Origin of the sequence: Cellulomonas olei (genome assembly GCF_039548315.1) — a bacterium.
GTDB lineage: Bacteria > Actinomycetota > Actinomycetes > Actinomycetales > Cellulomonadaceae > Cellulomonas.
Genome location: NZ_JBCLVN010000009.1, coordinates 18,578 through 44,869 on the forward strand (window position 1 = coordinate 18,578; position 26,292 = coordinate 44,869).

25 protein-coding genes are annotated in these 26,292 nt (G+C 77.2%); 15 read left to right on the plus strand and 10 right to left on the minus strand.

The window, feature by feature from the left end:
• Positions 1-2 precede the first annotated feature (2 nt).
• Positions 3-542 carry a flavodoxin family protein gene (locus AAHH18_RS04740; RefSeq protein ID WP_343300767.1) on the plus strand — a complete coding sequence of 180 codons (540 nt, stop codon included), beginning with the start codon at positions 3-5 and terminating at the stop codon, positions 540-542.
• Entirely contained in the window at positions 539-3,256 is a 2,718-nt protein-coding gene (locus AAHH18_RS04745) for a cation-translocating P-type ATPase (RefSeq protein ID WP_343300768.1), read from the plus strand. Before AAHH18_RS04740 ends, AAHH18_RS04745 begins: the two co-directional genes overlap by 4 nt.
• A 14-nt stretch (positions 3,257-3,270) precedes the next feature.
• Here AAHH18_RS04745 and AAHH18_RS04750 read toward each other — a convergent pair whose 3' ends face one another.
• Complete coding sequence (locus AAHH18_RS04750; RefSeq protein ID WP_343300769.1) at positions 3,271-4,098, minus strand: universal stress protein; 828 nt, start codon at positions 4,096-4,098, stop codon at positions 3,271-3,273.
• A gap of 220 nt (positions 4,099-4,318) precedes the next feature.
• On the opposite strand from AAHH18_RS04750, the gene AAHH18_RS04755 reads away from it, so the two are divergent.
• Together AAHH18_RS04755 and AAHH18_RS04760 are read left to right on the plus strand one after the other, a co-directional pair.
• Positions 4,319-5,011: a dsRBD fold-containing protein gene (locus tag AAHH18_RS04755; RefSeq protein WP_343300770.1), complete on the plus strand. Its 693-nt coding sequence runs from the start codon at positions 4,319-4,321 to the stop codon at positions 5,009-5,011.
• A gap of 113 nt (positions 5,012-5,124) precedes the next feature.
• Positions 5,125-5,403: a metal-sensitive transcriptional regulator gene (locus AAHH18_RS04760; RefSeq protein ID WP_283320662.1), complete on the plus strand. Its 279-nt coding sequence runs from the start codon at positions 5,125-5,127 to the stop codon at positions 5,401-5,403.
• Between the two features lie 22 nt (positions 5,404-5,425).
• On the opposite strand, the gene AAHH18_RS04765 is transcribed toward AAHH18_RS04760, so the two are convergent.
• Complete coding sequence (locus tag AAHH18_RS04765; RefSeq protein ID WP_343300771.1) at positions 5,426-6,187, minus strand: glucose 1-dehydrogenase; 762 nt, start codon at positions 6,185-6,187, stop codon at positions 5,426-5,428.
• Positions 6,188-6,415: 228 nt separating this feature from the next.
• On the opposite strand from AAHH18_RS04765, the gene AAHH18_RS04770 reads away from it, so the two are divergent.
• Entirely contained in the window at positions 6,416-7,213 is a 798-nt protein-coding gene (locus AAHH18_RS04770) for a universal stress protein (RefSeq protein ID WP_343300772.1), read from the plus strand.
• Positions 7,214-7,249: 36 nt separating this feature from the next.
• Here AAHH18_RS04770 and AAHH18_RS04775 read toward each other — a convergent pair whose 3' ends face one another.
• The 4 genes from AAHH18_RS04775 to AAHH18_RS04790 all read right to left on the minus strand — a co-directional run bounded on the left by AAHH18_RS04775 (position 7,250) and on the right by AAHH18_RS04790 (position 12,101).
• Entirely contained in the window at positions 7,250-7,657 is a 408-nt protein-coding gene (locus AAHH18_RS04775; protein WP_283320665.1) for a TIGR03618 family F420-dependent PPOX class oxidoreductase, read from the minus strand.
• Positions 7,658-7,721: 64 nt separating this feature from the next.
• A complete protein-coding gene (locus AAHH18_RS04780) occupies positions 7,722-7,991 on the minus strand; it encodes a hypothetical protein (protein ID WP_283320666.1) in 270 nt (89 codons plus the stop codon).
• A 145-nt stretch (positions 7,992-8,136) separates the two neighbouring features.
• On the minus strand, positions 8,137-9,396 hold the full coding sequence (locus AAHH18_RS04785; protein WP_343300773.1) for a carboxylate-amine ligase: 1,260 nt from the start codon (positions 9,394-9,396) through the stop codon (positions 8,137-8,139).
• Between the two features lie 68 nt (positions 9,397-9,464).
• A complete protein-coding gene (locus AAHH18_RS04790) occupies positions 9,465-12,101 on the minus strand; it encodes a SpoIIE family protein phosphatase (protein ID WP_343300774.1) in 2,637 nt (878 codons plus the stop codon).
• A 163-nt stretch (positions 12,102-12,264) separates the two neighbouring features.
• On the opposite strand from AAHH18_RS04790, the gene AAHH18_RS04795 reads away from it, so the two are divergent.
• Both AAHH18_RS04795 and AAHH18_RS04800 read left to right on the plus strand, forming a co-directional pair.
• Positions 12,265-13,467, plus strand: coding sequence for an AI-2E family transporter (locus AAHH18_RS04795; RefSeq protein WP_343300775.1), 1,203 nt, complete (start codon positions 12,265-12,267; stop codon positions 13,465-13,467).
• 9 nt (positions 13,468-13,476) lie between these two features.
• Positions 13,477-13,668, plus strand: a complete 192-nt coding sequence (locus AAHH18_RS04800; protein WP_343300776.1) for a hypothetical protein — start codon at positions 13,477-13,479, stop codon at positions 13,666-13,668.
• Between the two features lie 51 nt (positions 13,669-13,719).
• Here AAHH18_RS04800 and AAHH18_RS04805 read toward each other — a convergent pair whose 3' ends face one another.
• Together AAHH18_RS04805 and AAHH18_RS04810 are read right to left on the minus strand one after the other, a co-directional pair.
• Positions 13,720-16,881 carry a bifunctional [glutamine synthetase] adenylyltransferase/[glutamine synthetase]-adenylyl-L-tyrosine phosphorylase gene (locus AAHH18_RS04805; RefSeq protein WP_343300777.1) on the minus strand — a complete coding sequence of 1,054 codons (3,162 nt, stop codon included), beginning with the start codon at positions 16,879-16,881 and terminating at the stop codon, positions 13,720-13,722.
• Positions 16,882-16,950: 69 nt separating this feature from the next.
• Positions 16,951-18,288: a glutamine synthetase family protein gene (locus AAHH18_RS04810; protein ID WP_283320672.1), complete on the minus strand. Its 1,338-nt coding sequence runs from the start codon at positions 18,286-18,288 to the stop codon at positions 16,951-16,953.
• Between the two features lie 96 nt (positions 18,289-18,384).
• Here AAHH18_RS04810 and AAHH18_RS04815 point away from each other — a divergent pair, with 96 nt between their 5' ends.
• The 4 genes from AAHH18_RS04815 (at position 18,385) to AAHH18_RS04830 (ending at position 23,102) form a co-directional block, all read left to right on the plus strand.
• Positions 18,385-20,130, plus strand: coding sequence for an NAD+ synthase (locus AAHH18_RS04815; protein WP_343300778.1), 1,746 nt, complete (start codon positions 18,385-18,387; stop codon positions 20,128-20,130).
• Positions 20,130-20,957: a 3-methyl-2-oxobutanoate hydroxymethyltransferase gene (panB, locus tag AAHH18_RS04820; protein WP_283320674.1), complete on the plus strand. Its 828-nt coding sequence runs from the start codon at positions 20,130-20,132 to the stop codon at positions 20,955-20,957. The genes AAHH18_RS04815 and panB overlap by 1 nt, the downstream gene beginning before the upstream one ends.
• A gap of 128 nt (positions 20,958-21,085) precedes the next feature.
• On the plus strand, positions 21,086-22,156 hold the full coding sequence (locus tag AAHH18_RS04825) for an endonuclease/exonuclease/phosphatase family protein (protein WP_343300779.1): 1,071 nt from the start codon (positions 21,086-21,088) through the stop codon (positions 22,154-22,156).
• 175 nt (positions 22,157-22,331) lie between these two features.
• On the plus strand, positions 22,332-23,102 hold the full coding sequence (locus tag AAHH18_RS04830; RefSeq protein WP_343300780.1) for a M15 family metallopeptidase: 771 nt from the start codon (positions 22,332-22,334) through the stop codon (positions 23,100-23,102).
• Positions 23,103-23,147: 45 nt separating this feature from the next.
• Here AAHH18_RS04830 and AAHH18_RS04835 read toward each other — a convergent pair whose 3' ends face one another.
• Positions 23,148-23,324, minus strand: coding sequence for an SPOR domain-containing protein (locus AAHH18_RS04835; protein ID WP_283320676.1), 177 nt, complete (start codon positions 23,322-23,324; stop codon positions 23,148-23,150).
• A 66-nt stretch (positions 23,325-23,390) separates the two neighbouring features.
• On the opposite strand from AAHH18_RS04835, the gene map reads away from it, so the two are divergent.
• From map to AAHH18_RS04855, 4 genes are all read left to right on the plus strand, one after another.
• Complete coding sequence (map, locus tag AAHH18_RS04840; protein ID WP_459349086.1) at positions 23,391-24,263, plus strand: type I methionyl aminopeptidase; 873 nt, start codon at positions 23,391-23,393, stop codon at positions 24,261-24,263.
• The gene (ppgK, locus tag AAHH18_RS04845) at positions 24,260-25,057 is read left to right on the plus strand and encodes a polyphosphate--glucose phosphotransferase (protein WP_343300781.1); all 798 of its coding nucleotides are present in this window, start codon (positions 24,260-24,262) and stop codon (positions 25,055-25,057) included. The genes map and ppgK overlap by 4 nt, the downstream gene beginning before the upstream one ends.
• A 61-nt stretch (positions 25,058-25,118) precedes the next feature.
• Positions 25,119-25,544 carry a VOC family protein gene (locus AAHH18_RS04850; protein ID WP_283320678.1) on the plus strand — a complete coding sequence of 142 codons (426 nt, stop codon included), beginning with the start codon at positions 25,119-25,121 and terminating at the stop codon, positions 25,542-25,544.
• Between the two features lie 39 nt (positions 25,545-25,583).
• Positions 25,584-25,757, plus strand: coding sequence for a CsbD family protein (locus AAHH18_RS04855; protein WP_283320679.1), 174 nt, complete (start codon positions 25,584-25,586; stop codon positions 25,755-25,757).
• Positions 25,758-25,833: 76 nt separating this feature from the next.
• Here AAHH18_RS04855 and AAHH18_RS04860 read toward each other — a convergent pair whose 3' ends face one another.
• Positions 25,834-26,166, minus strand: coding sequence for a hypothetical protein (locus AAHH18_RS04860; RefSeq protein WP_283320680.1), 333 nt, complete (start codon positions 26,164-26,166; stop codon positions 25,834-25,836).
• Between the last annotated feature and the right edge of the window lie 126 nt (positions 26,167-26,292).

Here is a 26,292-nt window from a genome sequence, read left to right on the forward strand (position 1 = left end):
CGGTGTCCGCGCTGGTGGTGTACGAGTCGATGTTCGGCAGCACGCGCGACGTCGCGCACGCCGTCGCCGACGGGCTGCGCGAGACCGTCCCCGTGCGGGTGGTGGAGGTCGGGGCCCTGCTCGCGGAGCCCGGCGGCACCGCGGTCCCCGAGGAGGTCACCCTGCTGGTGGTCGGCGGCCCGACCCACGCCTTCGGCATGAGCCGCGAGTCGACCCGGACGTCCGCGGCCCGGGAGGCGCGGACGGGGGCCGAGGCGCTCGTGTCCCCGCACGCCGGCATCCGGGAGTGGCTCGACGTCGTCCGCATGCCCGCGCACACGCTCCTCGTCGCGACGTTCGACACCAAGCTGCGCCGGCCGAACCTGCCGGGCTCGGCCGCCCGGTCCGCCGAGCGCGCGCTGCGGCACCGCGGCGCGGTCCCCGTCGTGGAGGCCCGGTCGTTCGAGGTGCTCGGCATGGCGGACGGCCTGGCGGAGGGCGAGCTGGCGGCCGCCCAGGAGTGGGGGCGCCTGCTGGCCGGGACGCTGCCCGCGGCCCGATGACCCCGGAGCGCGGCGGGGTGGTCGCCCCGCCGGTGGCGGCCCGCGGGCTGAGCTCCGCGGAGGCGGCGGCGGTGCTGCGCCGCGACGGCCCCAACGCGCTGCCGCCCCCGGCCCGCCCGCACCCGGTGCGCCAGCTGCTCGCGCAGATGACCCACCGGTTCGCCGTCATGCTCTGGGTGGCCGCCGTGCTGGCGCTGCTCGCGGGCATGGCGCCCCTGGCCGTGGCGGTGGGCGTGGTGGTCGTGGTCAACGGCTGCTTCGCGTTCTGGCAGGAGCACCGGGCCGACCGCGCCGCCGAGCGGCTCGCCGTGCTCGTGCCCTCCCGGGCGCGCGTGCGGCGCGACGGCGAGGTGCGCACGGTCGACACCGCGCAGGTCGTCGTCGGCGACGTCGTGCTGCTGGCCGCCGGCGACCGGGTCTGCGCCGACCTGCGCGTGCTGGAGGCGCACGCGCTGTCGGTGGACGAGTCGCTGCTCACCGGGGAGAGCGTCGCCGCGCGCCCCGGACCCGGGGACGAGCTGCTGTGCGGCACGTTCGTGGTCGAGGGCGAGGCGGAGGCCCGCGCGGAGCGCACCGGCGGCGCGACGCGGCTCGCCGGGATCTCGGCGCTGACCCGTGGGACCGGCACGACCCGCACCCCGCTGGCCCGCGAGCTCGACCGCGTGGTGCGCCTCGTGTCGTACACCGCGTTCGCGGTCGGCGTGGTGCTGGCCGGCGGCGCGCTGCTGCTGGGGCTCAGCACCGTCGACGCGCTGGTGTTCGGGCTCGGCGTCATGGTGGCGCTCGTCCCCGAGGGCCTGCTGCCGACGGTGACGCTGTCGCTCGCCCGCTCGGCCCAGCTGATGGCCGGGCGGCAGGCGCTGGTCCGCCGCCTCGACGCGGTGGAGACGCTCGGCGCGACGACGTTCGTCTGCACCGACAAGACCGGGACCCTGACGCGCAACCACATGACGGTGGCGCGCGTGTGGACGCCGCACGGCGAGGCGGCGCTCCCCGGGTCCGACTACGACCCCACCGTCCCGCTGCCCGCGTCGCCCGGCCCGGCCGGGGACGGCACCGCGGACGACGCGGTGCGGCGGGCGGCGCGGTCGGCGGCGCTGTGCGTGCAGGGGCGGGCGGTGCCCGGGCCGGGCGGGTGGACGGCGGACGGCGACCCGATGGAGGCCGCGCTCGACGTGGTGGACCGCCGGCTGACGGCGGCGCCGCGGCCGGTCCCGCTGCGCCGCTACCCGTACACGGCCGCGCGCCGGCGGTCGGCGGTGCTGGTGCCGGGCGCCGGGTCGCCGGGCGGTCCCGCGTCCCCGCCCGGCGGCGCGGGGGCCGGTGCCCCGCCGGACGTGCTGCACGTCCTCGGGGCGCCGGAGTCGGTGCTCGCGGTCTGCCTGCCCGGCGCGGACGCCGCCCGGGCGGCCGCGCGCGCCGACGAGCTCGCCGCGTCCGGGCTGCGGGTCGTCGCGGTCGCGCGGCGCGCGGCCCCCGGCCTGGCCGCCGAGGCCGACCCCGAGCACGACCTGGTGCTGACCGGCCTCCTGGCGCTCGAGGACCCGCCGCTGGACGACGTGGCCGGCGCGGTCGCGGCGTGCCACGAGGCCGGGATCCGGCTCGCGATGGTCACCGGCGACCACCCGGCGACCGCCGGGGCCGTCGCCCGGCAGGTGGGCCTGCTGCGCGGCGACGGCCCGGTGCTGGTCGGTGCGGACCTGCCCGGGGACCCCGCCGCGCTGGCCGCCGTCCTCGACGTCCCGGACGGCGCCGTCGTCGCCCGTGTCAGCCCGGAGGACAAGCTGCGCATCGCCGTGGCGCTGCAGTCCCGCGGCCACGTCGTCGCCATGACCGGCGACGGCGTCAACGACGCGCCCGCGCTGCGCGCGGCGGACGTCGGCGTGGCGATGGGCCGCGGCGGGAGCGACGTCGCGCGCGAGGCCTCGGACCTCGTGCTGCTGGACGACCACTTCGGCACGATCGTCGCCGCGGTCGAGCTCGGCCGGGCCACCACCCACAACATCCGGCGCTTCCTCACCTACCACCTCACCGACAACGTCGCGGAGCTGGCGCCGTTCGTGCTCTGGGCGCTGACCGCCGGGCAGGTGCCGCTCGCGATCGGCGTGCTCCAGGTGCTCGCGCTCGACATCGGGACGGACCTGCTGCCGGCGCTCGCGCTGGGCGCCGAGCCCCCGCACCCGCGCACCCTGCACGGGCCGGTGCGTGCCGAGCACCTCGTGGACCGGCACCTGCTGGGGCGCGCGTTCGGCGTGCTCGGGCTCGCGGAGGCGGTCGGCTCGCTCACGACGTTCCTGGTCGTCCTGCTCGCCGGCGGCTGGACCTGGGGCGCGACGCCCGGCCCGGCGCTGCTCGCGACGGCCTCCGGTGCGGCGTTCGCCGCGATCGTGCTCGGGCAGCTCGTCAACGCGGTCGCGTGCCGCAGCCGCACCCGCCCGGTCACCCGCTCGGGGCTGCGCGGCAACCCCCTGCTGCCCTGGGCGCTGGCGAGCGAGGCCGCCGCGCTCGCGCTCTTCGTGGGCCTGCCCCCGCTGGCGTCCCTGCTCGGCGGCACGTGGCCCGACGCGCGCGGCTGGGCCGGCGCCGTGGCCACCGGGGCGCTGGTCGCCCTCGCCGACGCCACGCACAAGCGGCTGCGCGCACGCCACGACGGCGCGCGCCGCGACGGCGTCGACCGGGGCGGTGCGCCCGCCGCACCGCCCGCCGGCCCCTGACGCCTCGGGTCCGGTCAGGCCCGCACCACGAGAACCGGCCGCCGGGCGTGCAGGATGACGGCGTGGCTCGTCGAGCCGACGAGCAGCCGCGAGACGCCGTGCAGGCCCCGGCTGCCGACCACGACCAGCCGCGCGTGCGAGCCCGCGGCGAGCAGCGCGGTCGCGGGCTGCGCCTTCACGAGCGTGCGCTCGACCTCCAGGTCCGGGAACCGGTCCGCGAGCCCGGCCGTGGCGTGCGCCAGGACCGCGGCCTCGCTCTCGCGCAGCCGCGCCGTCATGTCCGGCGGCACGTACCCCTGCGCGAGCAGGAGCGCCGGCTCCTCCCAGGCGTGCACCACCTGCAGCACCGCGCCGTGACGCCCGGCCTCCTGCGCCCCGGCGGCCACGGCGGCCACGCTGTCCGGCGAGCCGTCGACCCCGACGACCACGCGGTTGTCCGCCTCCACCGGCACCGCCGGGACGACGGCGACGGAGCAGCTCGCGGCCGCGGCGATCTCGTACGACCGCGACCCGGAGAACACCCGCTGCGCCGGCGTCAGCCGGCGGGTGCCGACCACGAGCAGCCGGGCGGAGCCCGAGCGCCGCACGAGGCAGCGGGCGGGCCGGTCGGCCTCCACCTCCGTGCGGATCTTCACGGACGGGCTGACCTCGCGCGCGTGCGCGGCGGCCCGGTCGAGCACGTCGCGGGCGGCGTCCGCGAGCGCGTCGTCCCACTCGACGTCACCGAGCGCGTGCACCAGCAGCAGCTCCGCGCCGCGGGCCGCTGCGGCCTCCGCGCCCCAGCTCACGGCACCCTCGCTGGAGACGGTGCCCTCCACCCCGACGACGACCTCGTTGCTCATCGGACCGCTCCTCCACCTCTCGCCCGGCTCTGCGTCCACCGCCGACGCTACGGAGGCCGGGTGCGCGCCGGGCAGGGGCCGACGGGCCGTCGCGCGCGGGACTTCGGACCCCGCCCGCCCCCGGTGCCCGTCCGTCCCGCCCCGCCCGGCCGTTCGGCCCTTCCGGTGGCGGCGCACGCCCGGTGGCATGGCGGTGCAGCGCACACACCGGGAGGGCACCGTGGAGAGAACCCCGTTCGCCGCCGTGTCCTGGCAGTCGCGCGGGGCCCTGGTCCGCCTCGAGCACGAGCACCCCGGCCGGGCGTACCTCGCGGTGCGGTCCGCGCCGACGCCGCGGGGCGACGCCGCGGCCCGGGACCTGGTCTGCGCGGCGGTGGTGCGGGCGCGGGCGGAGCGCATCAGCCACCTGGTGACCACCCTCGACGCGTCCCGCCCGGTCTGCGGCGTGGTGCTCACCGCGCTGCGGGAGCAGGTCGGCACGCACGTGCGGGACCTGGAGTGCCACCGCAGCGGCGCGAGCGTGCTCGTGTCCGTCGAGCTCCTGCCGCCGGCCGCGGACCAGGCGACCGGCGCGTCGCGCGACGCCCGGCTCCCCCCGGTCTCGCTCGCGTGGCACGTGCGGGTCTACCTGGCGGCGGCACCCGACGTGCCGTCGCGCGGCCACGGCACGACGACGGCGCACGCCGTGCTCACGGTGAGCGACGCGAAGCGCCTCACGGGGACGGGACGCGCGCACCGGCACCCGCACGACGTCGACGTGCGGGAGGTCGGCGAGGAGCTGGCCACGGCCCGCGCGCTCGCCGAGCTCGCGGACCGGCTGCTCGCCGACGCCCGGGAGCAGGCCGGCGCCGCGAGCACCGGCGGGCCCGCGGGCAGCAGCGGCACGGCGGGCACCGGCCGTGCGCCCCGCTGACCCGCCTGCTTGCCCGCCGGATACCCCCGGGGGCATAGTGGCGCAGCACCGCGCCGGCTCGCGGGGCGCTCCCCCGGGCGCTCCCGCCGGCGCCCACCACCCGGGAGGACCCCATGCCCGCCACCACCGACCCCGAGGCCGCCCGCCGCATCCTCAACCGCCTGCGCCGCGCGCGCGGACAGCTCAACGCCGTCATCGACGCCGTCGAGAACGGCGGGTCGTGCCGCGACGTCGTCACGCAGCTCGCCGCCGTCTCCAGCGCGCTCGACCGCGCCGGCTACACGGTGATCGCCACCGCCATGAAGGAGTGCCTCGTCGAGCCCGGCTCCGTCCGCACCGAGGACGGCCTCACGCCCGACGAGCTCGAGAAGCTGTTCCTCACCCTCGCCTGACGCCCGACGCGGTCGCGCGCCGTCAGTGCGTGGTCCAGCCGCCGTCGATCACCAGCTCCGCGCCGGTCACGAACTTCGACTCGTCGCTGGCCAGGTACAGGTAGCCGTACGCGATGTCCATCGGCTCCCCGGCGTGGGGCGGCAGCGGCGTGCGGCCCTGGTCGAACGCCGCCATGGCCTCCAGCGACTCGATCCCGGCCGCCCGGGCCATCCCGGTGAACACCGCGCCCGGGTGCACCGAGTTCACCCGGATGCCGTCGCCGGCGAACCACTGCGCCGCGTGCTTCGTCATCGACCGCACCGCGCCCTTCGACGCGCTGTACGCCGCGCCGTGCCCGTCCGCCTCGCCTCCGATCAGCCCCGCGATCGACGAGCAGTTCACGATGGACCCGCCGCCGCGCGCCTGCATCTGCGGGATCACCGCCTTCATGCCGAGCCAGACGCCCATGGCGTTGACCGACAGGATCCGGTCCCAGTCCTCGCGCTCGGTCTCGAGCACGCCCTTGGCGAGGAACACGCCCGCGTTGTTGACCAGCACGTCCACGCCGCCGTACGCGCGGACGGCGGTGTCCACGACGTGCGCCCACTGATCCGCCCGCACGACGTCGAGCGGTACCGCCGTCAGGTCGCCCGCGAGCCGGCCGACCTGCGCCTCCAGCACGTCCGCGACGACGTCGGTGGCCACCACCCGCGCCCCCTCCCGGGCGAACAGCTCCGCCGCGGCCAGCCCCATGCCGCTCGCCGCTCCCGTGATGACGGCGACCTTCCCGCTCAACCGGTCCATCGTGGTCCTCTCCCTCCCGCGAGCGCCGCACCGTGCGGCACGGGGCCGCGGCCCCGTGCTCGCACCGTGGCAGGGACGGGTGGGCGACCGGCACGGGCGGACGTCACGAGACCGCGGGTCCGACGTCCCGGCACCGGGCCCATCGGCTCGGGGCGACGTGCCGACCGGCCCCTGACCGGGCGCGCACGGCCGCCGTAGCGTGGGAGCACGCGGGCAGGAGGCGCTGCGATGGGTCACGAGGTCGTCGTCGGCGTGGAGGGGACGCTCTCCAGCAGGCGTGCCGTGCACTGGGCCGCCGAGGCGGCGTGGGCGCGCCGCACGGAGCTGCTGCTGGTGCACGCCGTCGGCAAGCCGGCACCCGGGCAGGAGGCCGCCTGGTCGCAGGCCGTGGACGGCGGGGTGCACGAGATGCTCCGCCGCGAGGCCGACCGGGTGCGCCGCGCCGAGCCGGGCCTGACCGTCCGGGCCGAGGTGGACCTCGACACACCCGCCCGGGCGCTCACGCAGCGCTCGCGCACCGCGCAGCTGGTGGTCGTGGGCACCCGCCGCACCACCGCCGCGCAGCGCGTGTTCTCCGGCTCGCTGTCCTACCAGGTCGCCGCCGGGGCCTCCTGCTCGGTCGCCGTGGTCCCGCCGCTGACGGGGCACGCCGAGAACCGCGTCGTCGTCGGCCTCGACCACTCGGCCGACGCCCAGGCCGCCGTCCGCGCCGGTGCCCGCGAGGCCGACCGCGTCGGTGCCCGCCTGGAGCTGCTGCACGCCTGGCAGCCGCCCGGCGAGGCCGGGGACCGGGCGCTGGTCGACGGTGCGGCCGACGACCTCGCCGACGACTTCCCGGGGCTCGCCGTGGACCGGCGGCTCGTGCAGTCCCACCCCGCGATCGCGCTGCTCACGGCCGCCGCCGGCGCGCGCCTGCTGGTCGTCGGCAGCCGCGGGACGGACGGCGTCCCGCGGATCCCGCTGGGCGCCACCAGCCACGCGCTGGTCCTGCACGCCCCCTGCCCGGTGCTCGTGGTCCGCACCTGACCCCGCGCGGGCGAGCTGCCGGTCGCGACCTGCCGGTCACGCGCGGTGCGCGCCCCAGCCGTGCCAGCGCTCGACCTCCACCACCGCGTCCCACCGGGGGCTCTCGCGGTCCGGGTACGGGTGCCCGGTGTAGTGCCGCGACAGCCGGTCGATGCCCGAGCGGTCGACGTCCTCCGTCAGCTCCACGACCCGCCCCACCAGGGTGACGTGCGTGTACCAGTCGTCGCCGTCGAGCACGGTGAGCGTCACGCGGGGGTCGCGACGCAGGTGCCGCAGCCGCACCCGGGAGCCGTCCAGGTTGAGCAGCACCCGGCCGTCCTCCCGCCAGAGGTACCAGGTGGCGGCGGACACGGGCGTGCCGTCGGACCGGAGCGTCGCCATCACGGCGGGGTTCGGGCGCCGCAGCATGGCGACGGCGTCGGGGGGCAGGGGCGGACGGGCCACGACGGGCACCTCCTCCGGGGTGAGGGGACGCGCACCAGTCTGCCGGGCGGCGCGCCGCCCCGCCTCACCAGCCCGAGACGCGCCGCAGCCCGGTCGCCGGGGTGAGCTGGACGAGAGCGGTGCCGCCCGCGTCCTCGACCTCGAGGCTCACGGCCGCCGCCCGGCCCTGCTGGTGGCGCGCCACCCACTCGAGCACCTCGAGCACGTCGCCCGCGCCCACGAGCCGCCAGCGCTCCGCCGGCCGGCCCGCCGAGGTGTGCAGGTCCACGACGTACACGGGGTCGTCGACCTGCACCCACGAGTACCGCGCACCCGCGTCCCGCACCGCCTGCATGGTCGTCCCCTCCGGTCGTCCGCGCCTGCGGCCAGTCTCGGCGCGGGCGGTGAACGCCGGACGACGGCGAGGTGGCCGGGGCGGGGCGGGTGCACGGACGGCGGGCGGACGCCGGGGCGTCGCGGCGCCCGGCGTGGCCCCGCGCTCACACCGCCGCCCGCCGCACCATCCCCGCGAGCCCGGCGCGGGCCGCCTCCTCCCGCTGCCACGTCGCCCCGGTGCCCCGGGCGAGCACCTGCTCCGCGCGCCGCTCGGCGACGGCCCGGTCGCCGGTCGCCTCGAGGGCCGGCGCGACGTGCGCGAGCAGCGCCGCCACGGCGGACCCCGCCGGCACCGGCAGCCCCGAGAGCGGGTGCAGCAGCTCGCCCGACACCCCGGACCGGCTCGCCCGCCAGGCCGCGAGCCGCAGCAGCCCCGTGTCGACGGCCGGCGCCGGCAGGCCCGCGCGCCACTCCCGGGCGGCGGTGTCGACCAGGCCGCGCGCGAGCGCCGCGACCAGCACGGCGTCCTCGACGTCCCGGCACACGTCCGCCACGCGCACCTCGACCGTCGGGTACCGGTGCGACAGCCGGGCGTCGGCGTAGAGCATGCCGGCGTCGAGCAGCACGCCGGAGTCCAGGTACCGGCGCAGCCGCTCGCGGTACGCCGCCACCGAGCCGTACAGGTCCGCCGGGCCGGTCGTGGGCCACCGCCACCACACCTGCGTGCGGTAGCCGGCGTACCCGGTGTCCTCGCCGTCCGCGAAGGGCGAGTTGGCCGCGAGCGCCGCCACGACGGGCAGCCAGACCCGCACGCGGTCGAGCACGGCGACCCCCTCCCGCGCCGACCGCACCGCGACGTGCACGTGGCAGCCGCACGTCAGCTGCTGGAGGCACGTCAGCGCGAACCGGTCGCGGATCGCCTCGTACCGGGCGTCGTGCGTCAGCGAGGGCCGGCCCGGCAGCGGGGCGGTCGCGAGCGGCACCGCCAGCACCCCCGCCGCCCGGGCGGCGCGCCCGGCGCACGCGCGCAGCAGCCGCAGGTCGTCCTCCACGGCACCGAGCGCCGTGCGCGGGGGCGTGGCGGTCTCGACCTGCTCCTGCTGCAGCTCGGAGGTCAGCAGCGGCGCCCCGGCGGCGTCGGCGGCGAGCGCGAGCACCGCCGGCGCCACCGGCACCGCCCGGCCGCTGCGGGGGTCCACCAGCAGCAGCTCCTCCTCGACGCCCACGGTCCGCACGGCGGCGGACCGGTCGGGGAACCGGTCGACGACGTGGTCCGGCACCCGCTGACCCGCGCCGTCCGGCAGCCACGCCGGCGGGCCCGCCGGCGCCTCGGGCGGCGCGTCCAGGCACGGCTCGGGGACCCGGCCCGGGCCGGGCGGGAACGTCGTCGCCGACCCGCCGGCCGTGGACGTCGGCAGCTCCATCGCAGGCCCCCTCGCGTGCGTGGGCGGGCGCGCCCCGACCACCGGGGCGCCGCACCGTCCGCCCAGCGTCACACGTCCGCGCCCGACCCGCCATCGACGTCCGGCCCTGGTCCCGCGCCCTCCTCGGTCCCGTCCTGGAGGGCCAGGTGGGCCACCAGCAGGGCGATGTCGTCGTCGGGGGCGTCGCCGGCCGTGCCGCGGCTGAGCACCGCGTCGGCCAGCCACGCGGCGTCGAGCACGGCGTGCTCCCCGGCCCGCCGGCGGGCCTCGGGCACCAGCCGTGCGACCAGCTCCGCCAGGCGGTCCAGGCCGTCCTGCAGGTGCTCGCCGCGCCGCTCCACCAGGCCGTCCGTGAACAGCAGGACGGTCGAGCCGCGCGGCACGGGCACCTGCGCGTCGGTGCGGCCGCCGCCCGCGGTGACCCCGAGCACCAGCTCCGGCTCGGTGCGCAGCTCGCGCACGGTGCCGTCCGGGGCGACGAGCAGCGGCGGCAGGTGCCCCGCGTTCGTCCAGCGCAGCGTGGTCCGTCCCGCCGCCCGGTCCTCGGCGCCCTGCTCGAGGCGCAGGACGACGGCGGACGCCATCGCCTCCACCCGCAGCCGCTCCATCGTCGTGTCGAGGGCGGTGAGCATCTGCGCGGGCGTGCCGCCGCTCGTCGCCCCGATGCCGCGCAGCAGCGTGCGGACCTGGCTCATCGCCGCCGCCGCGTGGCGGTCGTGGCCCATGACGTCGCCGATCACCAGCACCGTCGCGCCGTCCGGCTGGACGAACGCGTCGTACCAGTCGCCGCCGACCTGCGCCGCGGTCGCGGCGGGGACGTAGCGCACCGCGAGGTCGAGGTCCGGCGGCTGCGCCGGCGCGGTCAGCAGCGCGCGCTGCAGCGTCTCGGCCATCCGCCGCTGGCCCTGGTAGAGCTGCGCGTTGTCGAGCGCGACCCCCGCGCGGTCCGCCACCTGCACCAGGAGTGCGACGTCCTCGTCCGCGAGGTCCGGCTGGTCGTCGTCGAGGAACAGGGTGATGGCGCCGACGGTGCGCCCCCGGGCACGCATCGGCACCGCGTACGCGGCACGCGGGGCCAGGCCGCGCAGCACGTCGCGCGCCTCGCCGCTCAGGAGCACGGAGATCCGCTCCGTCGCGTCCGGCACGACCACCAGCTCGCCGCTGCGCAGCGCCCGGTGCAGGTAGGACCCGGGCGCGAGCGCTCCGAGCCGCAGCCGGGCGTAGCGCGCGACGGCGGGGCGCAGGTGCGGCTCGGCGTGCCAGCCCGCGATGTCGCGCAGCCGGTGCTCCTCGTCCCAGAGCGTCACCAGGCACCAGGAGCCGAACTCGCGGACGAGGTGCCGCGCGAGCCGGCCGACGGCGTAGTCCGTGTCGAGCGTCGAGCTGAGGTCGTCGCTCACGGTGGCCAGGACGGCGAGCCGGTGGGTCGCCGTGTCCGCCGCGGTGCGGGCCAGCAGGCGCTGCTCCTCGGCGCGCCGCCGGCCGGTGACGTCGTGGAAGTACACCGACAGGCCGTCCGGCCCGGGGAACGCCCGCACCTCGTACCAGGCGTCGAGCGGGGGCGGGTAGTACGCCTCGAACGACCGCGGCTCCCCCGCCGCGACCGCGCCGCGGTAGTGCTCCTCGAACGCCGAGCCCGGGGCGGACGGGAAGACGTCCCAGACCACCTCGCCGAGCAGCTCGCCGCGACCGCGGCCCAGGAGCCGCTCCGCCTCGGCGTTCACGTACGCGAACCGCCACGCGCCGTCCAGCAGGAAGAACGCCGTGGACATCGTCTCGAGCACGCGCGCGATCCGGGCGTCCGCGTCACGCTCGGCCGTCGTGTCGTACGCCGCGCCCAGCACCCGCTCCGCCGCGCCGTCCGGTCCGGCGAGCGCCAGGCCCTGCGCCTTCACCCAGCGGACCGCCCCGTCCGGGTGCACCACCCGGTACTCGGCGGTGTAGCGGGCGACGCCGTCCACCGCCTCCCGGAGCGCCGCGTGCACCCGCGGCCGGTCGTCCGGGTGCACGCACGCGGTGAACGCCTCGATCGTCCCGCCGAACGTGCCCGGCTCCAGGCCGAACAGCAGGTGGAGCTGGTCGTCCCACACGAGCGCGCCCGTGCGCAGGTCCCAGTCGAAGCTCCCCACCCCGCCCGCCGTGACGGCGAGGTGCCAGCGCACGCGGTCCGCCTCGTAGTCGACGGCCAGCGCCGAGAGCTCGAGCTCCGCGACCGCCGACGCGGCCAGGTCCACCAGCGCCGCGACCTCGTCGGACGTCCACGAACGGACGCGGGAGTCGTGGACACCGAGCGCGCCGACGACGCGGCCCCCCGACGTCACCAGGGGGACGCCCAGGTACGCGCACCACCGGCCCGCCTCGACCTCGGCGAGCCCGCGCAGCCGGACGTCGTCGCGGGCGTCGGCCACCACCAGCGGCCCGCCCAGCCGCGCGACCACCTCGGCCAGCGCCTCGGGCGCGGCGGGCGACGAGCCGTCCGTGGCGGCCGTGCTGTCCGTGGCGGCCGTGCCGTCGGACGGCACCGGGACCTCGTCGAGCAGCGTGGCGCGGGCGGACGGCGCGGACAGCAGCCGGGCGGCCAGCCGTTCCAGGCGCGCGAGGAACAGGTCCCGGGACGCCTCGGGCCCGGCGTGCGGACCGGCAGGCCTGCTCGCGTCGGCGTCCTGCCCCCGCGGCGGCAGCGGCCGTGGCGGATGCTCGGGCACGGGTCCCTCCATCCGGTCGCGTCCTCGCCCAGCATAGGCGAGACGGTCCTGCGTGCCGCGGCGAGCCGGCCCCGCTCACGACTCACGCGAGGCGCTGACCTGCACGGAGCCATCCGCGAGTACCCTGACGGCGCCCCCACTCGGCCGACCACCGGAGCCCCGCATGACCGACCACGAGGACCCCGCACCGGTCTCGACGGACTCCGCCGCGGCACCCCCCGCCACGGCGGCCACGGCGGTCCCGTCGGACCCCCGCCGGCCGCCGCGGTGGCTGCCGCGCGCGCTGGTCATGGCGGTCGCGGCCGTGTTCGCCGGCATCCTCGTCTGGCGCGCCGCGTCGATGCTCGGCAACGTCTTCACGATCCTGGTGATCTCCTGGTTCCTCGCCCTGGCGATGGAGCCGATGATCCTGTGGCTCGGCCGGCGCGGCGTGAAGCGCCCGCTCGCCACCGGCATCACGATGCTCGGCTCCCTGGTGGTCGGGATCGGCGTGCTCGCGCTGCTCGGCGGCCTGTTCGTCAACCAGCTCGTCGCGCTCGTCCAGTCCATCCCCGGCTACTACGCCGACCTGCGCGGGTTCCTCGACGACCGGTTCGAGGTCACGCTGCCGCGCACCGACGAGCTGCTCACCAACGCCGGCGACTACGTGGACGACATCGCCCCGGGCGTCATCGGCGTCGGCACGTCCATCGCCGGCGGCCTGTTCACCGCCACCGCCGTGCTGCTGGTCGTGTACTACATGGCCAGCGCCGGCCCCCGGTTCCGCGCGTCCGTGTGCCGCTACCTGGCGCCCGACCGGCAGCGCGAGGTGCTGCGGCTCTGGGAGGTCTCGCAGGACAAGGTCGCCGGCTTCATCACCTCGCGGATCGCCCTCGCGGCCATCTCGACCGCCGCGACCTGGGTGTTCCTCGCCGTGCTCGGCATCCCGTACGCGCTGCCCCTGGCGACGTTCACCGGGCTCGTCTCGCAGTTCGTCCCGACGGTCGGCACGTACATCGGCGGCGCCCTGCCGGTGCTCGTGGCGCTGTCGGTGTCCCCGCTGCGGTCGCTCGCCGTGCTGGCGTTCATCATCGCCTACCAGCAGGTCGAGAACCTGTTCCTCACGCCGAAGGTCTCGCAGCGCTCGCTCGCGCTGAACCCCGCCGTGGCGTTCCTGTCGGTGATCGCGTTCGGGGCGGTCTTCGGGCCGCTCGGGGCGTTCCTGTCGCTGCCGGTGGTCGCGACCGTGCAGGCGGTCGCCTCGACGTACGTGCGTCGGCACGAGCTCGTGGACTCCGCGCTGCTCCAGGACGAGCAGCCCGGCCGCACCCGGGCCCCGGAGGCGGAGCTGCGGCCCCCGGTCGCGCCGCCCTCCGACCCGGCCTAGCGTCGCGGCATGACCGACGGCACCGACGACTGGATCCCCGACTCCCCCGCCGACGACCCGGACGCGGTCGACGGCCCGGACGCCCTCGACCTCGGCGGGGTGGACCGCGGCGACGACGTCGCGCAGGACCTCCAGGAGAACCTCGAGGACGGCGCGCTCGGCCGCAGCCCGGCCCCGGACCCGGTCGAGCCCCCGGACTGACGGGCTGACGGGGCCGGGCACCCTCGGGCGCGACCCGACGCCCCCGGGCCGTCAGGCGTAGAACACGGCCTCGACCACCGCCCGGGCGCGGCGCGACGCCCGCAGCCACGCGTCCTCCAGCTCCTGCGCGGAGCCCGACGGGTAGCCGACCACCGCCGCGAGCCCCGTCATCACGCGCCGGTCGTGCGGCAGCACGTCGGCGTGCGCGCCGCCCGTCCGCCCGGTCCACAGCACCAGCGCGTCCCGCAGCCGGGACGCCAGCTCCCACGCCTCGACGAGCACCGCGGTGTCGTCCTCGCCGAGCAGCCCCGCGTCGCGCGCGGCCGCCAGCGCCTCGAGCGTCGAGGGCGTGCGCAGGGCGGGGTGCTCGTGCGCGTGGCGGAGCTGCAGCAGCTGCGCCGTCCACTCGACGTCCGCGATGCCGCCCCGCCCGAGCTTGAGGTGCCGCGTGGGGTCGACGCCGCGCGGCAGCCGCTCGGACTCGACGCGGGCCTTGATGCGCCGGACCTCGCGGACGCCGGCCGGGTCCAGCCCGCCCTCGGGGTACCGCAGCGGGTCGACGAGCGCCACGAAGCGCTCCCCGAGCGCCGCGTCGCCCGCCACCGGCCGCGCGCGCAGCAGCGCCTGGCTCTCCCAGACCAGCGACCAGCGCGCGTAGTACTCGGCGTAGGCGTCGAACGAGCGCACCAGCGGACCGTTGCGCCCCTCGGGCCGCAGGTCCGCGTCGACCTCGAGCGCCGGCTCCGGGCCGACCGCCCCGAGCAGCGCGCGCAGCCGCGTCGCCACCCCGGTCGCGAACGCCTGCGCGAGCTGCGGGTCCGCGTCCGGCACGGGGTCGTGCACGAACAGCACGTCCGCGTCGGACGTGTAGCCCATCTCGCGGCCGCCGAGCCGCCCCATCGCGACCACCAGCAGCGCCGTCGGGTCCGCGTCCAGGTGCCGCGCGGCGCGCTCCTCCCACGCCGCCACCCGCAGCGCGCCGGCGAGCAGCACCTCCGCCGTGACGGTGAGGCTGCGCGAGGCACGCGTGCCCGTCACGACGCCGAGCACGTCGGCGACCGCGGTGCGCGCCAGCTCGCGGCGCCGCATCGCCCGCAGCGCGCCGACGGCCTGCACCGGCTCGTCCGCGCGGGTGAGGATCGCGTCCGCCTCCGCCACGAGGCGCTCGTGGCTGCGCGGCTCCAGCTCGGCGTCCTCGTCCAGCCACACGACGGACTCGGGCGACCGGCCGAGCGCGTCGGCCACGTAGCGCGACGTCGAGAGCGCCCGCGCGAGCCGCTCGGCGGCCGTGCCGGAGTCGCGCAGCAGCTTGAGGTACCAGTGCGTGCCGCCGAGCGTCTCGGAGAGGCGGCGGAACGCCAGCAGCCCGCCGTCGGGGTCGGGTCCGTCGGCGAACCAGCCGATCATCACCGGCAGCAGCTGGCGCTGGATCGCCGCCCGCCGGGACACCCCCTCCGTGAGCGCCGCGATGTGCCGCAGGGCGCCCGCCGGGTCGCGGTAGCCGATCGCCGCGAGCCGCTCCCGCGCGGCCTCCGGGGCGAGCGCGGCCTCCTCCGTCGAGAGCTGCGCGGTGGCCGGCAGCAGCGGGCGGTAGAACAGCGCCTCGTGCAGGTGCCGCACGTCGCGGCGCACCTGCCGCCACCGCTCGAGCAGGCCCGCGGCCCCCTCCGTGCGCATCCCCACCGACCTGGCGAGGCGGCGCAGGTCCGCCTCCGCGGTCGGCATCAGGTGGGTACGCCGCAGCCGGTGCAGCTGGATGCGGTGCTCGACCGCGCGCAGGAACCGGTAGCAGACCGCGAGCTGCGCGGCGTGCTCCCGGCCGACGTAGCCACCGGCGGACAGGGCGGCGAGGGCGGTGAGCGTGTTGCCGCTGCGGATCTCCGGGTCGGACCGCCCGTGGACGAGCTGCAGCAGCTGCACCGTGAACTCCACGTCCCGCAGGCCGCCGACGCCGAGCTTGATCTGCCGGTCCGCCTCCGCCGCGGGCACGTGCCGCTCGACGCGCCGCCGCATGGCCTGCGAGTCCTCGACGAAGTTCTCCCGCCGCACCGCCTGCCAGACCAGCGGGTTCAACGCCGCGACGTAGGCGTCCCCCAGCTCCCGGTCACCCGCGAGGGGGCGCGCCTTCAGCAGCGCCTGGAACTCCCAGGTCTTCGCCCAGCGCCCGTAGTAGGACACGTGGGAGTCGAGCGTGCGGACCAGCGGCCCGTCCTTGCCCTCCGGCCGCAGCGCCGCGTCCACCGGCCACAGCTCCGGCTCCCCCGACGGCCCGGCGCACGCGCGCGCCAGCGCGGTCGCCAGGCGGGTGCCGGCGGCCAGGGCCTCGGCCTCGTCGGCCCCCGCGACGGGCTCGGCGACGTACACGACGTCCACGTCGCTGACGTAGTTGAGCTCCCGGCCGCCCGTCTTGCCCATGCCGATCACCGCGAGCCGGACCGACCGGCCGTGGTCGTCGAGCTCGGCGCGCGCCAGCGCCAGGGCAGCCTCGAGGGCGGCCGCCGCCAGGTCCGCGAGCGCGGCCGCGACGCCCGGCAGCCGGGTCAGCGGCTCCCCGCTCGTCAGGTCGGTCGCGGCGATGCGCTGCAGCCGCGCCCGGTACGCCCGGCGCATCGCGTCGACGCCGCCGGGGCCGCCCGGGTCCGCGACCGGGACGTCCGCGTCGGGGTCCGCGCCGACGGCGCGCAGCAGCTCCGCGCGCACCTCGGCCGCCGGGACGCCGGTCCCGGGCTCCTCGTCCAGCACCACGTCCAGGTGCTCGGGGTGCGCGCACAGGTCGTCCCCGAGCGCCACCGAGGCGCCGAGCACGGCGAGCAGGCGGGCTCGCGGCGCGCCGTCCTCGGTGAGCACGGCACGGAGCCGCTCGCGTCGCGCGGCGTCGTCGAGCACGGCGCCCGCGATCTTCGCCAGCGACAGCAGCGCCTGGTCGGGGTCCGCGGCCTCGGCGAGCGCCGGCACCAGCGCGGCCGGCTCGACCGGGCCGTCGGGCGCGGCACCCGGGCCGGACGACGCCGACGGGGACGTCTCCCGCGCGCCGGCCTCCCCGGCGTCCGCGTCCCGCACGGGGTCGTCCGCGCCGGCGTCCGGGTCGCCGCCCAGCAGCCGCACGAGCGCGGCGTCGGCCAGCAGCCGCTCCGCGCGCGCGGCGTCCGCGAACCCGGCGCGGGTCAGGCGACCCGCCAGCGTGCTGCCCCGACCGACCGACGTGCTGCTCACGCGCTCACGCTACCCAGCGGCAGCGCCCCCGCGCGCCGACCGTCCACCGCCCGCCCGCGTACCCGCGGGTCAGAGCATCGGCAGGAAGCGGCGCAGCTCGTACGGCGTGACCTGCGCGCGGTACTCCTCCCACTCCTGGCGCTTGTTGCGCAGGACGTAGTCGAAGACGTGCTCGCCCAGCGCCTCGGCCACCAGCTCGGACTTCTCCATCACGGCGATCGCGGCCTCGAGCGACGCGGGCAGCGGCTCGATGCCCAGCGCGCGGCGCTCGGAGTCGGTCAGCTCCCACACGTCGTCGTCGGCGCCCTCGGGCAGCTCGTAGCCCTCCTCGACGCCCTTGAGGCCGGCGGCGAGCAGCAGCGCGAACGCCAGGTACGGGTTGGTCGCCGAGTCCACGCCGCGGTACTCGATGCGCGAGGAGTTGGACTTGCCGGGCTTGTACATCGGCACCCGCACCAGCGCGGACCGGTTGTTGTGGCCCCAGCAGATGTACGACGGCGCCTCGGAGCCGCCCCACAGCCGCTTGTAGGAGTTCGTGAACTGGTTCGTCACGGCCGTGATCTCGGCGGCGTGCCGCAGCAGGCCCGCGATGAACGAGCGGGCCGTCTTGGACAGGTCCAGGTGCGCGCCGGGCTCGTGGAACGCGTTGCGGTCACCCTCGAAGAGCGACAGGTGCGTGTGCATCCCGGAGCCCGGCTGGTCGGCCAGCGGCTTCGGCATGAAGGACGCGAAGACGCCCTGCTCCAGCGCGACCTCCTTCACGACCGTCCGGAACGTCATGATGTTGTCGGCCGTGGTCAGCGCGTCGGCGTACCGCAGGTCGATCTCGTTCTGGCCCGGGCCGGCCTCGTGGTGGGAGAACTCCACCGAGATGCCCATGGACTCGAGCATCGTGATCGCGGCGCGCCGGAAGTCGTGCGCGGTGCCGCGCGGCACGTGGTCGAAGTAGCCGCCCTGGTCGACGGGGACCAGCGGCTGCGCCGGGTCGGCGGGCGCCTCGAACAGGTAGAACTCGACCTCGGGGTGCGTGTAGAAGGTGAAGCCCTTCTCGCTCGCCCGGGCCAGCGCGCGCTTGAGCACGTTGCGGGAGTCGGCCAGCGACGGCTCGCCCTCGGGCGTGAGGATGTCGCAGAACATCCGCGCGGTGCCGTGCCGCTCCCCGCGCCAGGGCAGCACCTGGAACGTCGTCGGGTCGGGCTTGGCGATCATGTCCGCCTCGTACACCCGGGTCAGGCCCTCGATCGAGGAGCCGTCGAACCCGATGCCCTCCGAGAACGCCGCCTCCAGCTCCGCGGGCGCGACGGCCACCGACTTGAGGGTCCCGAGCACGTCGGTGAACCAGAGCCGGATGAATCGGATGTCGCGCTCCTCCACCGTGCGGAGGACGAACTCCTGCTGCCTGTCCATGCGGTACATCCTGCCTGATCCGGGGCCGCCGTGGCCGCCGCACCACGCCGCCGGGGGCCGCTGGCTGCGCCCGGTCCACCCGAATAGGCTCGCGGCATGCCCGACCAGCACGACACCCGCGCGCTGCGCGTCGCCCTCGCCCAGATCGACACCTGCGTCGGCGACCTCGCCGGCAACGTCGACGCGGTCCTCGCGTGGGCGCGCCGCGCGGCCGACGCCGGGGCCGACCTCGTCGCGTTCCCGGAGATGACCGTGACGGGCTACCCCATCGAGGACCTGGCGCTGCGCGCGTCGTTCCGGCGGGGCGCGGAGCGGGCGCTGGCCGGGCTCGCGGCGTCCCTCGCCGACGCCGGCCTGGGCGACCTGACGGTGGTCGTGGGCACGGTCGGCGAGCGCACGACGCGCGAGCACGACGGCGCCCCGGCCCGACCGACCAACCAGGCCGTCGTCCTGCGCGGCGGGGCCGTGCTGCAGCGCTACGACAAGCACCACCTGCCGAACTACGGCGTGTTCGACGAGTTCCGCATCTTCGCGCCGGGCGGCGAGCCGTCCGTCGTGGACGTCGCGGGGCGCCGCGTGGGGCTGCTGATCTGCGAGGACATCTGGCAGGACGGGCCGGTCGCGGAGCTGTCCGACGACGACCTGGACCTGCTCGTCGTCATCAACGGCTCGCCGTTCGAGGAGGGCAAGGGCCACATCCGCGCCGAGCTCGCCGCCCGCCGCGCCGCCGAGGTGGCCGCGCCGGTCGCGTACGTGAACATGGTGGGCGGCCAGGACGACCTGGTGTTCGACGGCGGCTCGTTCGTCGTCGGGCCCGACGGGCAGCTGCTGGCGTCGGCGCCGCAGTTCGTCGAGCACCTGCTGGTGTGGGACGTCCCGGCGCCCGGCACCGCGCCGTCGCGGGGCGAGCTCGCTCCCCCGCTGCACCCGGACGAGGAGATCTACCGCGCCCTGGAGACCGGGCTGGCCGGCTACGTCCGCAAGAACGGCTTCCGGTCGGTCGTGCTGGGCATGTCCGGCGGCATCGACTCCGCGCTCGTCGCGGCGGTCGCGGCGGACGCGCTGGGCGGCGACCGCGTGGTGGGCGTGTCGATGCCGTCCCGCTGGTCCTCGGACCACTCGAAGGACGACGCCGCCGACCTGGCGCGGCGGATCGGCGCGGACTACCGCGTGCAGCCCATCAAGCCGATGGTCGACGCGTTCGAGGGCGAGATGGCCCTGGACGGCGTCGCGGCCGAGAACCTCCAGGCCCGGGTCCGCGGCGTGATCCTCATGGCCCTGTCGAACGCTGAGGGCCACCTCGTGCTGGCCACCGGCAACAAGACCGAGCTCGCGGTCGGCTACTCGACCATCTACGGCGACGCCGTGGGCGGCTACGCCCCGCTGAAGGACGTCGACAAGTCCCGCGTCTGGGCGCTGGCCCGGTGGCGCAACCACCACGCCGTCGACCGCGGCGAGCTCCCCCCGATCCCGGAGAGCTCCATCACCAAGCCGCCGTCCGCGGAGCTGCGGCCCGGTCAGGTCGACCAGGACTCGCTGCCGCCGTACGACCTGCTGGACCAGGTGCTCGACGCGTACGTGGAGCACGCCGAGGGCCGCGCCGAGCTGCTGGAGCGCGGGTTCGACCCGGCGATCGTCGACAAGGTGCTCTCGCTGGTGGACCGGGCCGAGTGGAAGCGGCGGCAGTACCCGCTCGGACCGAAGGTCACGGCCCTGGCGTTCGGGCGGGACCGTAGGCTGCCGATCACGACGCGCTGGCGCGAGCCGGTCGACGAGACCGCCTCCCCGGAGGCCGCCGCGCGCACCACCGGCACCACCAGCGACCCCGTGGAGCAGCACTGATGTCCCAGCACCCCGCCCCCTCACCGGTCCGCCGCGTGCGGGTGCACCACCTCGCGGAGGCCAAGCAGCGCGGCGAGAAGCTGACGATGCTGACGGCCTACGACTTCGCGACCGCGCGGATCTTCGACGACGCCGGCATCGACGTGCTGCTGGTGGGCGACTCCATCGGCAACACGATGCTCGGGCACGCCTCGCCCATCCCGGTGACCGTCGACGAGATGATCCCGCCGACGCGTGCCGTCGTGCGGGCCACGCAGCGCGCCCTCGTGGTCGCCGACCTGCCGTTCGGGTCCTACGAGTCCGGCCCGGCCCAGGCGCTCGCCACGGCCACCCGGTACCTCAAGGAGGCCGGCGCGCACGCGGTGAAGTTCGAGGGCGGCACGCGCGTCGCGCCGCAGATCCGCGCGCTCACCGAGGCGGGCGTCCCGGTGGTCGCGCACCTCGGCTTCACCCCGCAGTCCGAGAACACCCTCGGCGGGCACCGGGTGCAGGGCCGCGGCGACGAGGCGGCCGAGCGGCTCGCCGAGGACGCCGTCGCCGTGCAGGAGGCCGGGGCCGTCGCGGTGGTGCTCGAGATGGTGCCCGCGCCGGTCGCCGCCCGGATCACCGAGGTGCTCACGATCCCGACCATCGGCATCGGCGCCGGGCCGGACTGCGACGGGCAGGTCCTGGTCTGGACCGACATGGCCGGCATGTCCGACTGGTCGCCCCGGTTCGCGAAGGTGTTCGCGCCGGTCGGCGAGCTGCTCGGGCAGGCCGCTCGCGCGTACGCCGCCGAGGTGCGCGGCGGGCAGTTCCCCGACGCCGACCACTCGTTCCTCAGCTGAGCGGGACCGCGCCCGGAAGCGCACCCCGGCGACCGCGGGACGACGTCGACGCGTCGGACGCCCCGGCGGCGGGCGGGCGCCCGGACCCTGCCGGCGCCCCGCGGGCGCTCCGGCGGGTGCTCGGTGCGGTGGCCTGCGTCCTGGTCGCGGGCCTCGTCGTCGCGCTCCTCGCCCCGGACCGGCTCGGGATCGCCGGCCGGTCGCCGTGGGTGCAGCTCGTGGCCCTGCGCGGACTGGTCGGCGTCGCGCTCGTGCTGGCCGCGGCGGTGCTGCTCGCCGCGGTCGCGGGCTGGGCCCGGGTCGCCGAGAGGACGGGGCTGCGCCCGCCCGGCAGGCGGCTGCCGCTCGTGCTGGCCGCCCTGCTGGTCGCGGGCGCCGTGGGTCAGGGCGCGGTGCTGGCCGGACGCGGCATCGAGGGCGGCGGGTCCGGCACCGCGCGTGCGGACGAGCTGGTCGTGCTGTCGTTCAACACGTTCGGCACCGTGACGGCCGACGAGCTGGCCGCCCTGGTGCAGGAGCAGGACGCCGACGTGGCCGTGCTCGCCGAGACGTCCGGGCGGACCGCGCGTGAGGCCGCGCGCCTGCTCACCGACGCGGGGCGGCCCACCACCGCCCTCGCCGAGGACGCGGTGGGCCGGCGGGCCGACGGGGTCGCCGTGCTGCTGCGGGACGCGCTGGGCGGGTACCGCAGCACGACGCAGGGGCTGCCGGCGACGGACCTCGGCACGTTCGCGGCCGTCGCGACGGGCACGGGCGCGGGCTCCGGAGCGGGCACGGGCTCCGGTGCCGACGCGGGCACAGGCACCGAGGCTCGCCGCGTCCCGCCCGCACCCGGGGTCGTCGTGGCCGTCCACACCCGCGCACCGTCGGCCCGGGGCTCGATGCCGCAGTGGGTCGCGCACGTCCAGGGCGTCGCCGACGTCTGCCGCAGCACCCCCGGCGCGGTCGTCGCGGGCGACCTCAACGCCACGCTCGACCACCCCGGCCTGGCCGACCTGGGCCCCTGCGTGGACGCGGCCGCGGCGACGGGCGCCGCCGGGCTCGGCACCTGGCCCGCCGACGTGCCCCGCGTGCTCGGCGCGCCGATCGACCACGTGCTCGTCGACGCCCGCGTCTGGCGCGTCACCGGGTTCGGCGTGCTGCCGCGCACCGGCACGAGCGACCACCGCCCGGTCGTCGCGCACCTCGCGCGGCGCTGAGCGCGGCGCGCTGAGCCCGACGCTGAGTGCAGCGCCCGCACCCCCGCCTGCCGCCGGCGAACCGGGTCGGAGGTCCCGGGCGCGGGTCCCCGCGGGGCGCGGCCGTCACGGCGCGCCGCACCGCGCACGCCGGGGTTCACGCCGCGGACGCGTCCCGCCCTCTAGCCTCGTCCGCATGCGCCGCGACACCGCCGTCGACCCCTCGGGGGCGGCTCGCTCCCCCGCGGGCGCACGGACCGCCGACCGCCCGGGCGCACCCTCGGCCCAGCGGCGGCCCGGCGCACCCGCCCCGGGCCGCCGGCCCCCGGGGCCGCCGCCGCTGCGCCTCACGCGCCGCGGCCTCGTCGTGCTGGGCGTGCTGGCGCTGGCGGTCGTCGGCCTGGTGGTCGCCCTCGTGGTCGCGGTCGTGCGGATCGCGGGCGGCAGCGAGCCCGCCCCGCCGGCCGCGGTGGTCGCGCCGTCGTGCGTGCCGGACCAGACCGAGTCGCTCAACTGCTGGCCGGCCGTCGACGAGGGCGACGACCCGAGCCTGGAGGTCTCGCCCTGGGTGACCGGCCGCCTGCTGGCGGGCGACGTGCGGACCGTCCTGGACCACGTCGCGCAGCGGTTCGACACCGAGGTGGAACCCGTCGACGTGGCGAGCTCCTGGGGCTGGGCCTACCGGCCCGTGCGGGGCGAGGACGGCGAGGAGGACCGGCTGTCGAACCACGCCTCCGGGACGTCCATCGACCTGAACGCCACGGAGCACCCGCTCGGCGCCACCGGCACGTTCACCGCGGAGCAGGTCGAGGCGATCCGGTCGATCCTCGCGGAGGTCGCGCCCGTCGTCGCGTGGGGCGGGGACTTCGACGGGCGGGTCGACGAGATGCACTTCGAGATCGTGGGCGACGCCGAGGCGGTCGCGGAGGTGGCCGCGCGGCTGACCGGCGCGGCCCCGGAGGGCTGAGCCGCCGGCGGGAGGCGCGCGACCCGCCGGCGTCCCCGCTGCCGGTCAGGACCGCTCGCGGCGGTCCTCCTCGTCCCACGCCTCGGAGCGGGCGCGCGCCTTCTCGAGCGCGTGCTGCGCGGCGTCGCGCGTCGGGTACGGGCCCATGAGGTGCGCCCACGTCGACTGCTTGCCCTGCTCGACCTGGCCGGTCTGGGTGTTGTAGTAGAACTCGTCGGCCACGGCGGCCTCCCTCGGTGCGCGGGCCCGCGGTCGGCGTGCGGGCCGTCGCTTCGTAGACTGCCAGGCATGACGTCCGTCCACGCGCCGAGGCCGGCGCTCGTCCCGGGCCGCGTCGGCCCGCGGCGCCCGGTCCCCGCGTCCCTCCCGCGCCCCGAGTACGTCGACCGCCCGGCCCCCGAGCCCTACACGGGTAGCGACGTCGTCGCCCCGGAGGTCGTCGAGAGGATCCGGGTGGCCGCCCGCATCGCGGCGCAGGCGCTCGCCGAGGTCGGCCGGCACGTCGCCCCTGGCGTCACGACGGACGAGCTCGACCGCGTCGGGCACGAGTTCCTGCTCGACCACCACGCCTACCCGTCGACGCTCGGCTACCGCGGCTTCCCGAAGTCGCTGTGCACCTCGGTGAACGAGGTCATCTGCCACGGCATCCCCGACTCGACCGTCCTCGAGGACGGCGACATCGTCAACGTCGACATCACCGCGTACACCGGCGGGGTGCACGGGGACAACAACGCGACGTTCCTGGTCGGGGACGTCGACGAGGAGTCGCGGCTGCTGGTCGAGCGCACGCAGGAGGCCCTGGCCCGGGCGATCAAGGCCGTCCGCCCCGGGCGCGAGGTCAACGTCATCGGCCGCGTCATCGAGAAGTACGCGGCCCGCTTCGGGTACGGCGTGGTGCGCGACTACACCGGGCACGGCGTCGGCGAGGCGTTCCACTCCGGGCTGGTCATCCCGCACTACGACGCCGCCCCGCAGTACGACCGGGTCATCGAGCCCGGGATGGTCTTCACCATCGAGCCGATGCTCAACCTCGGCACCCCCGACTGGACGACGTGGGACGACGGGTGGACGGTGGTCACCGCCGACCTGCGCCGCAGCGCCCAGTTCGAGCACACCCTGCTGGTCACCGACACCGGAGCGGAGATCCTCACACTCCCATGAGCGCGCACACCTCCTCCCACGCCCCGAGGGCGTTCGGCATCGACATCGGCGGCTCGGGGATCAAGGGCGCCCCCGTCGACCTGACGACCGGCGAGTTCGCCGCCGACCGGGTCCGCATCCCCACCCCGCAGCCCGCGACCCCCGCCGCCGTGGCGCAGACGGTCGCCGAGCTGGTCGGCCGGTTCGACCTGCCGGACGACACCCCGGTCGGCGTGACGTTCCCGGCCGTCGTGCAGCACGGCGTCGCGCGGTCCGCCGCCAACGTCGACGTCTCGTGGATCGGCACGAACATCGAGCACGTGCTCGGCGAGGCGGTCGGCCGCCCGGTGCTCGCCGTCAACGACGCCGACGCCGCCGGGTACGCCGAGACGCTCTACGGCGCCGCGCGGTCCACGTCCGGCGTGACGTTCATCTGCACGCTCGGCACCGGCATCGGGACCGCGATGGTCGTGGACGGGGTGCTCGTGCCGAACCTCGAGCTCGGGCACCTCGAGATCGACGGGCACGACGCCGAGACCCGTGCCTCGGACGCGGCGCGCGACCGCGAGGGCCTCGACTTCGAGCAGTGGGCCGAGCGGCTGCAGCGCTACTTCGGCGTCATCGAGGACCTGTTCTGGCCGGACCTCATCGTCGTCGGCGGCGGCGTCAGCAAGCACCACGAGAAGTTCCTGCCGCTGCTGCACCTGCGCGCCCCGATCGTGCCCGCGCAGCTGCGCAACGCCGCCGGCATCGTCGGTGCCGCGGCGCTCGCCTCCCGCGCCGCCCGGGCCGCGGCCGGCGCCGCCGCCTCCTGAGCCACCCGCCCCGGCCCCCGCACCACGTGCGCGGGCCGGGGCCCGGCCGTACCGTCCCCGCATGGGACTCGTGGTGAGCCAGCTCTGCATCGACGCGCGCGACCCGGTCGCCCTCGCCCGCTGGTGGCAGCAGGTGCTGGGCTGGCGCGTCGACGAGGACGAGGACGAGGTGGCGCTGGAGCCGCCGGACGCCGCCACGCCGGCGTGGCTGTTCCTCCGCGTCCCCGAGGACAAGCAGGTCAAGAACCGGCTGCACGTCGACCTGCGGCCGCCGGACGGCTCCGACCAGGCCACCGAGCTGGACCGCCTGCTGCGCCTCGGTGCCGTCCCGGTCGACGTCGGTCAGGGCCCCGACGTCACCTGGCACGTGCTCGCCGACCCGGAGGGCAACGAGTTCTGCCTGCTGCGCAGCACGCCGTCACAGCTCGCCGCGCTGCTCGCCGCGGAGGACGCCGCTCGGGATGCGGGCGGAGCGGACCCGGCTTAACGTCGAAGGGCCAGGTCACCGCAGCGCAAGGAGGATCTCATGGGACTCGACGACAAGATCGCGAACGCCGCGGAGAAGGTGTCCGGCAAGGCCAAGGAGGCCGCCGGCCGCGCGAGCGACGACGAGCGTCTCGAGGCCGAGGGCCGGACCGACCAGTCGAAGGCGGACCTCAAGGACGCCGGCGAGAAGGTCAAGGACGCCTTCAAGCACTGACCCCCGCGCCGTGACAGGTGCCCCGCCCCGGTCCCCGGGCGCGGGGCACCGTCGCATCCGGCCCGGTGCCCGGGACTCAGACCGGGTCGTCCCGCAGAGCGGCGGGACGCACCGGTGTGCGGAACCGGGGGGCGCCGTCCTCGCTCGGCTCCGGCGTCCACCGCCCCGTCGCGCTGAGGCCGACGACGTCGAGGTGCACCTGGGCGATGTCCTCCAGCGGGAGCGGGTAGTTCGGCGCCGAGGTGCGGCTCTCCGCGAGCGGCACGTCATCCTCCGCGAGCAGCGTCAGGGTCCACGTCACGGCGTCCGCGCCGGCGTGCACCGGCGAGTGCACCAGCAGGTGCCGTGCGCGGCCCGCCTCGGGTCCGCTCAGTGCCGCGATGCGCGGCAGCCGCCGTCCGGTCGTCATCGGTGCCCCCTGCTCGCTCGAGGCCCGGGATTCTCCAGCCCGGTCCAGGGTGGGTCCCGCTGCGGCGCGCCGCCGGGACCTCCGTCCCTGGTGCACCCGCCGGACGGGTGGGTGGGCGGGCGCCGA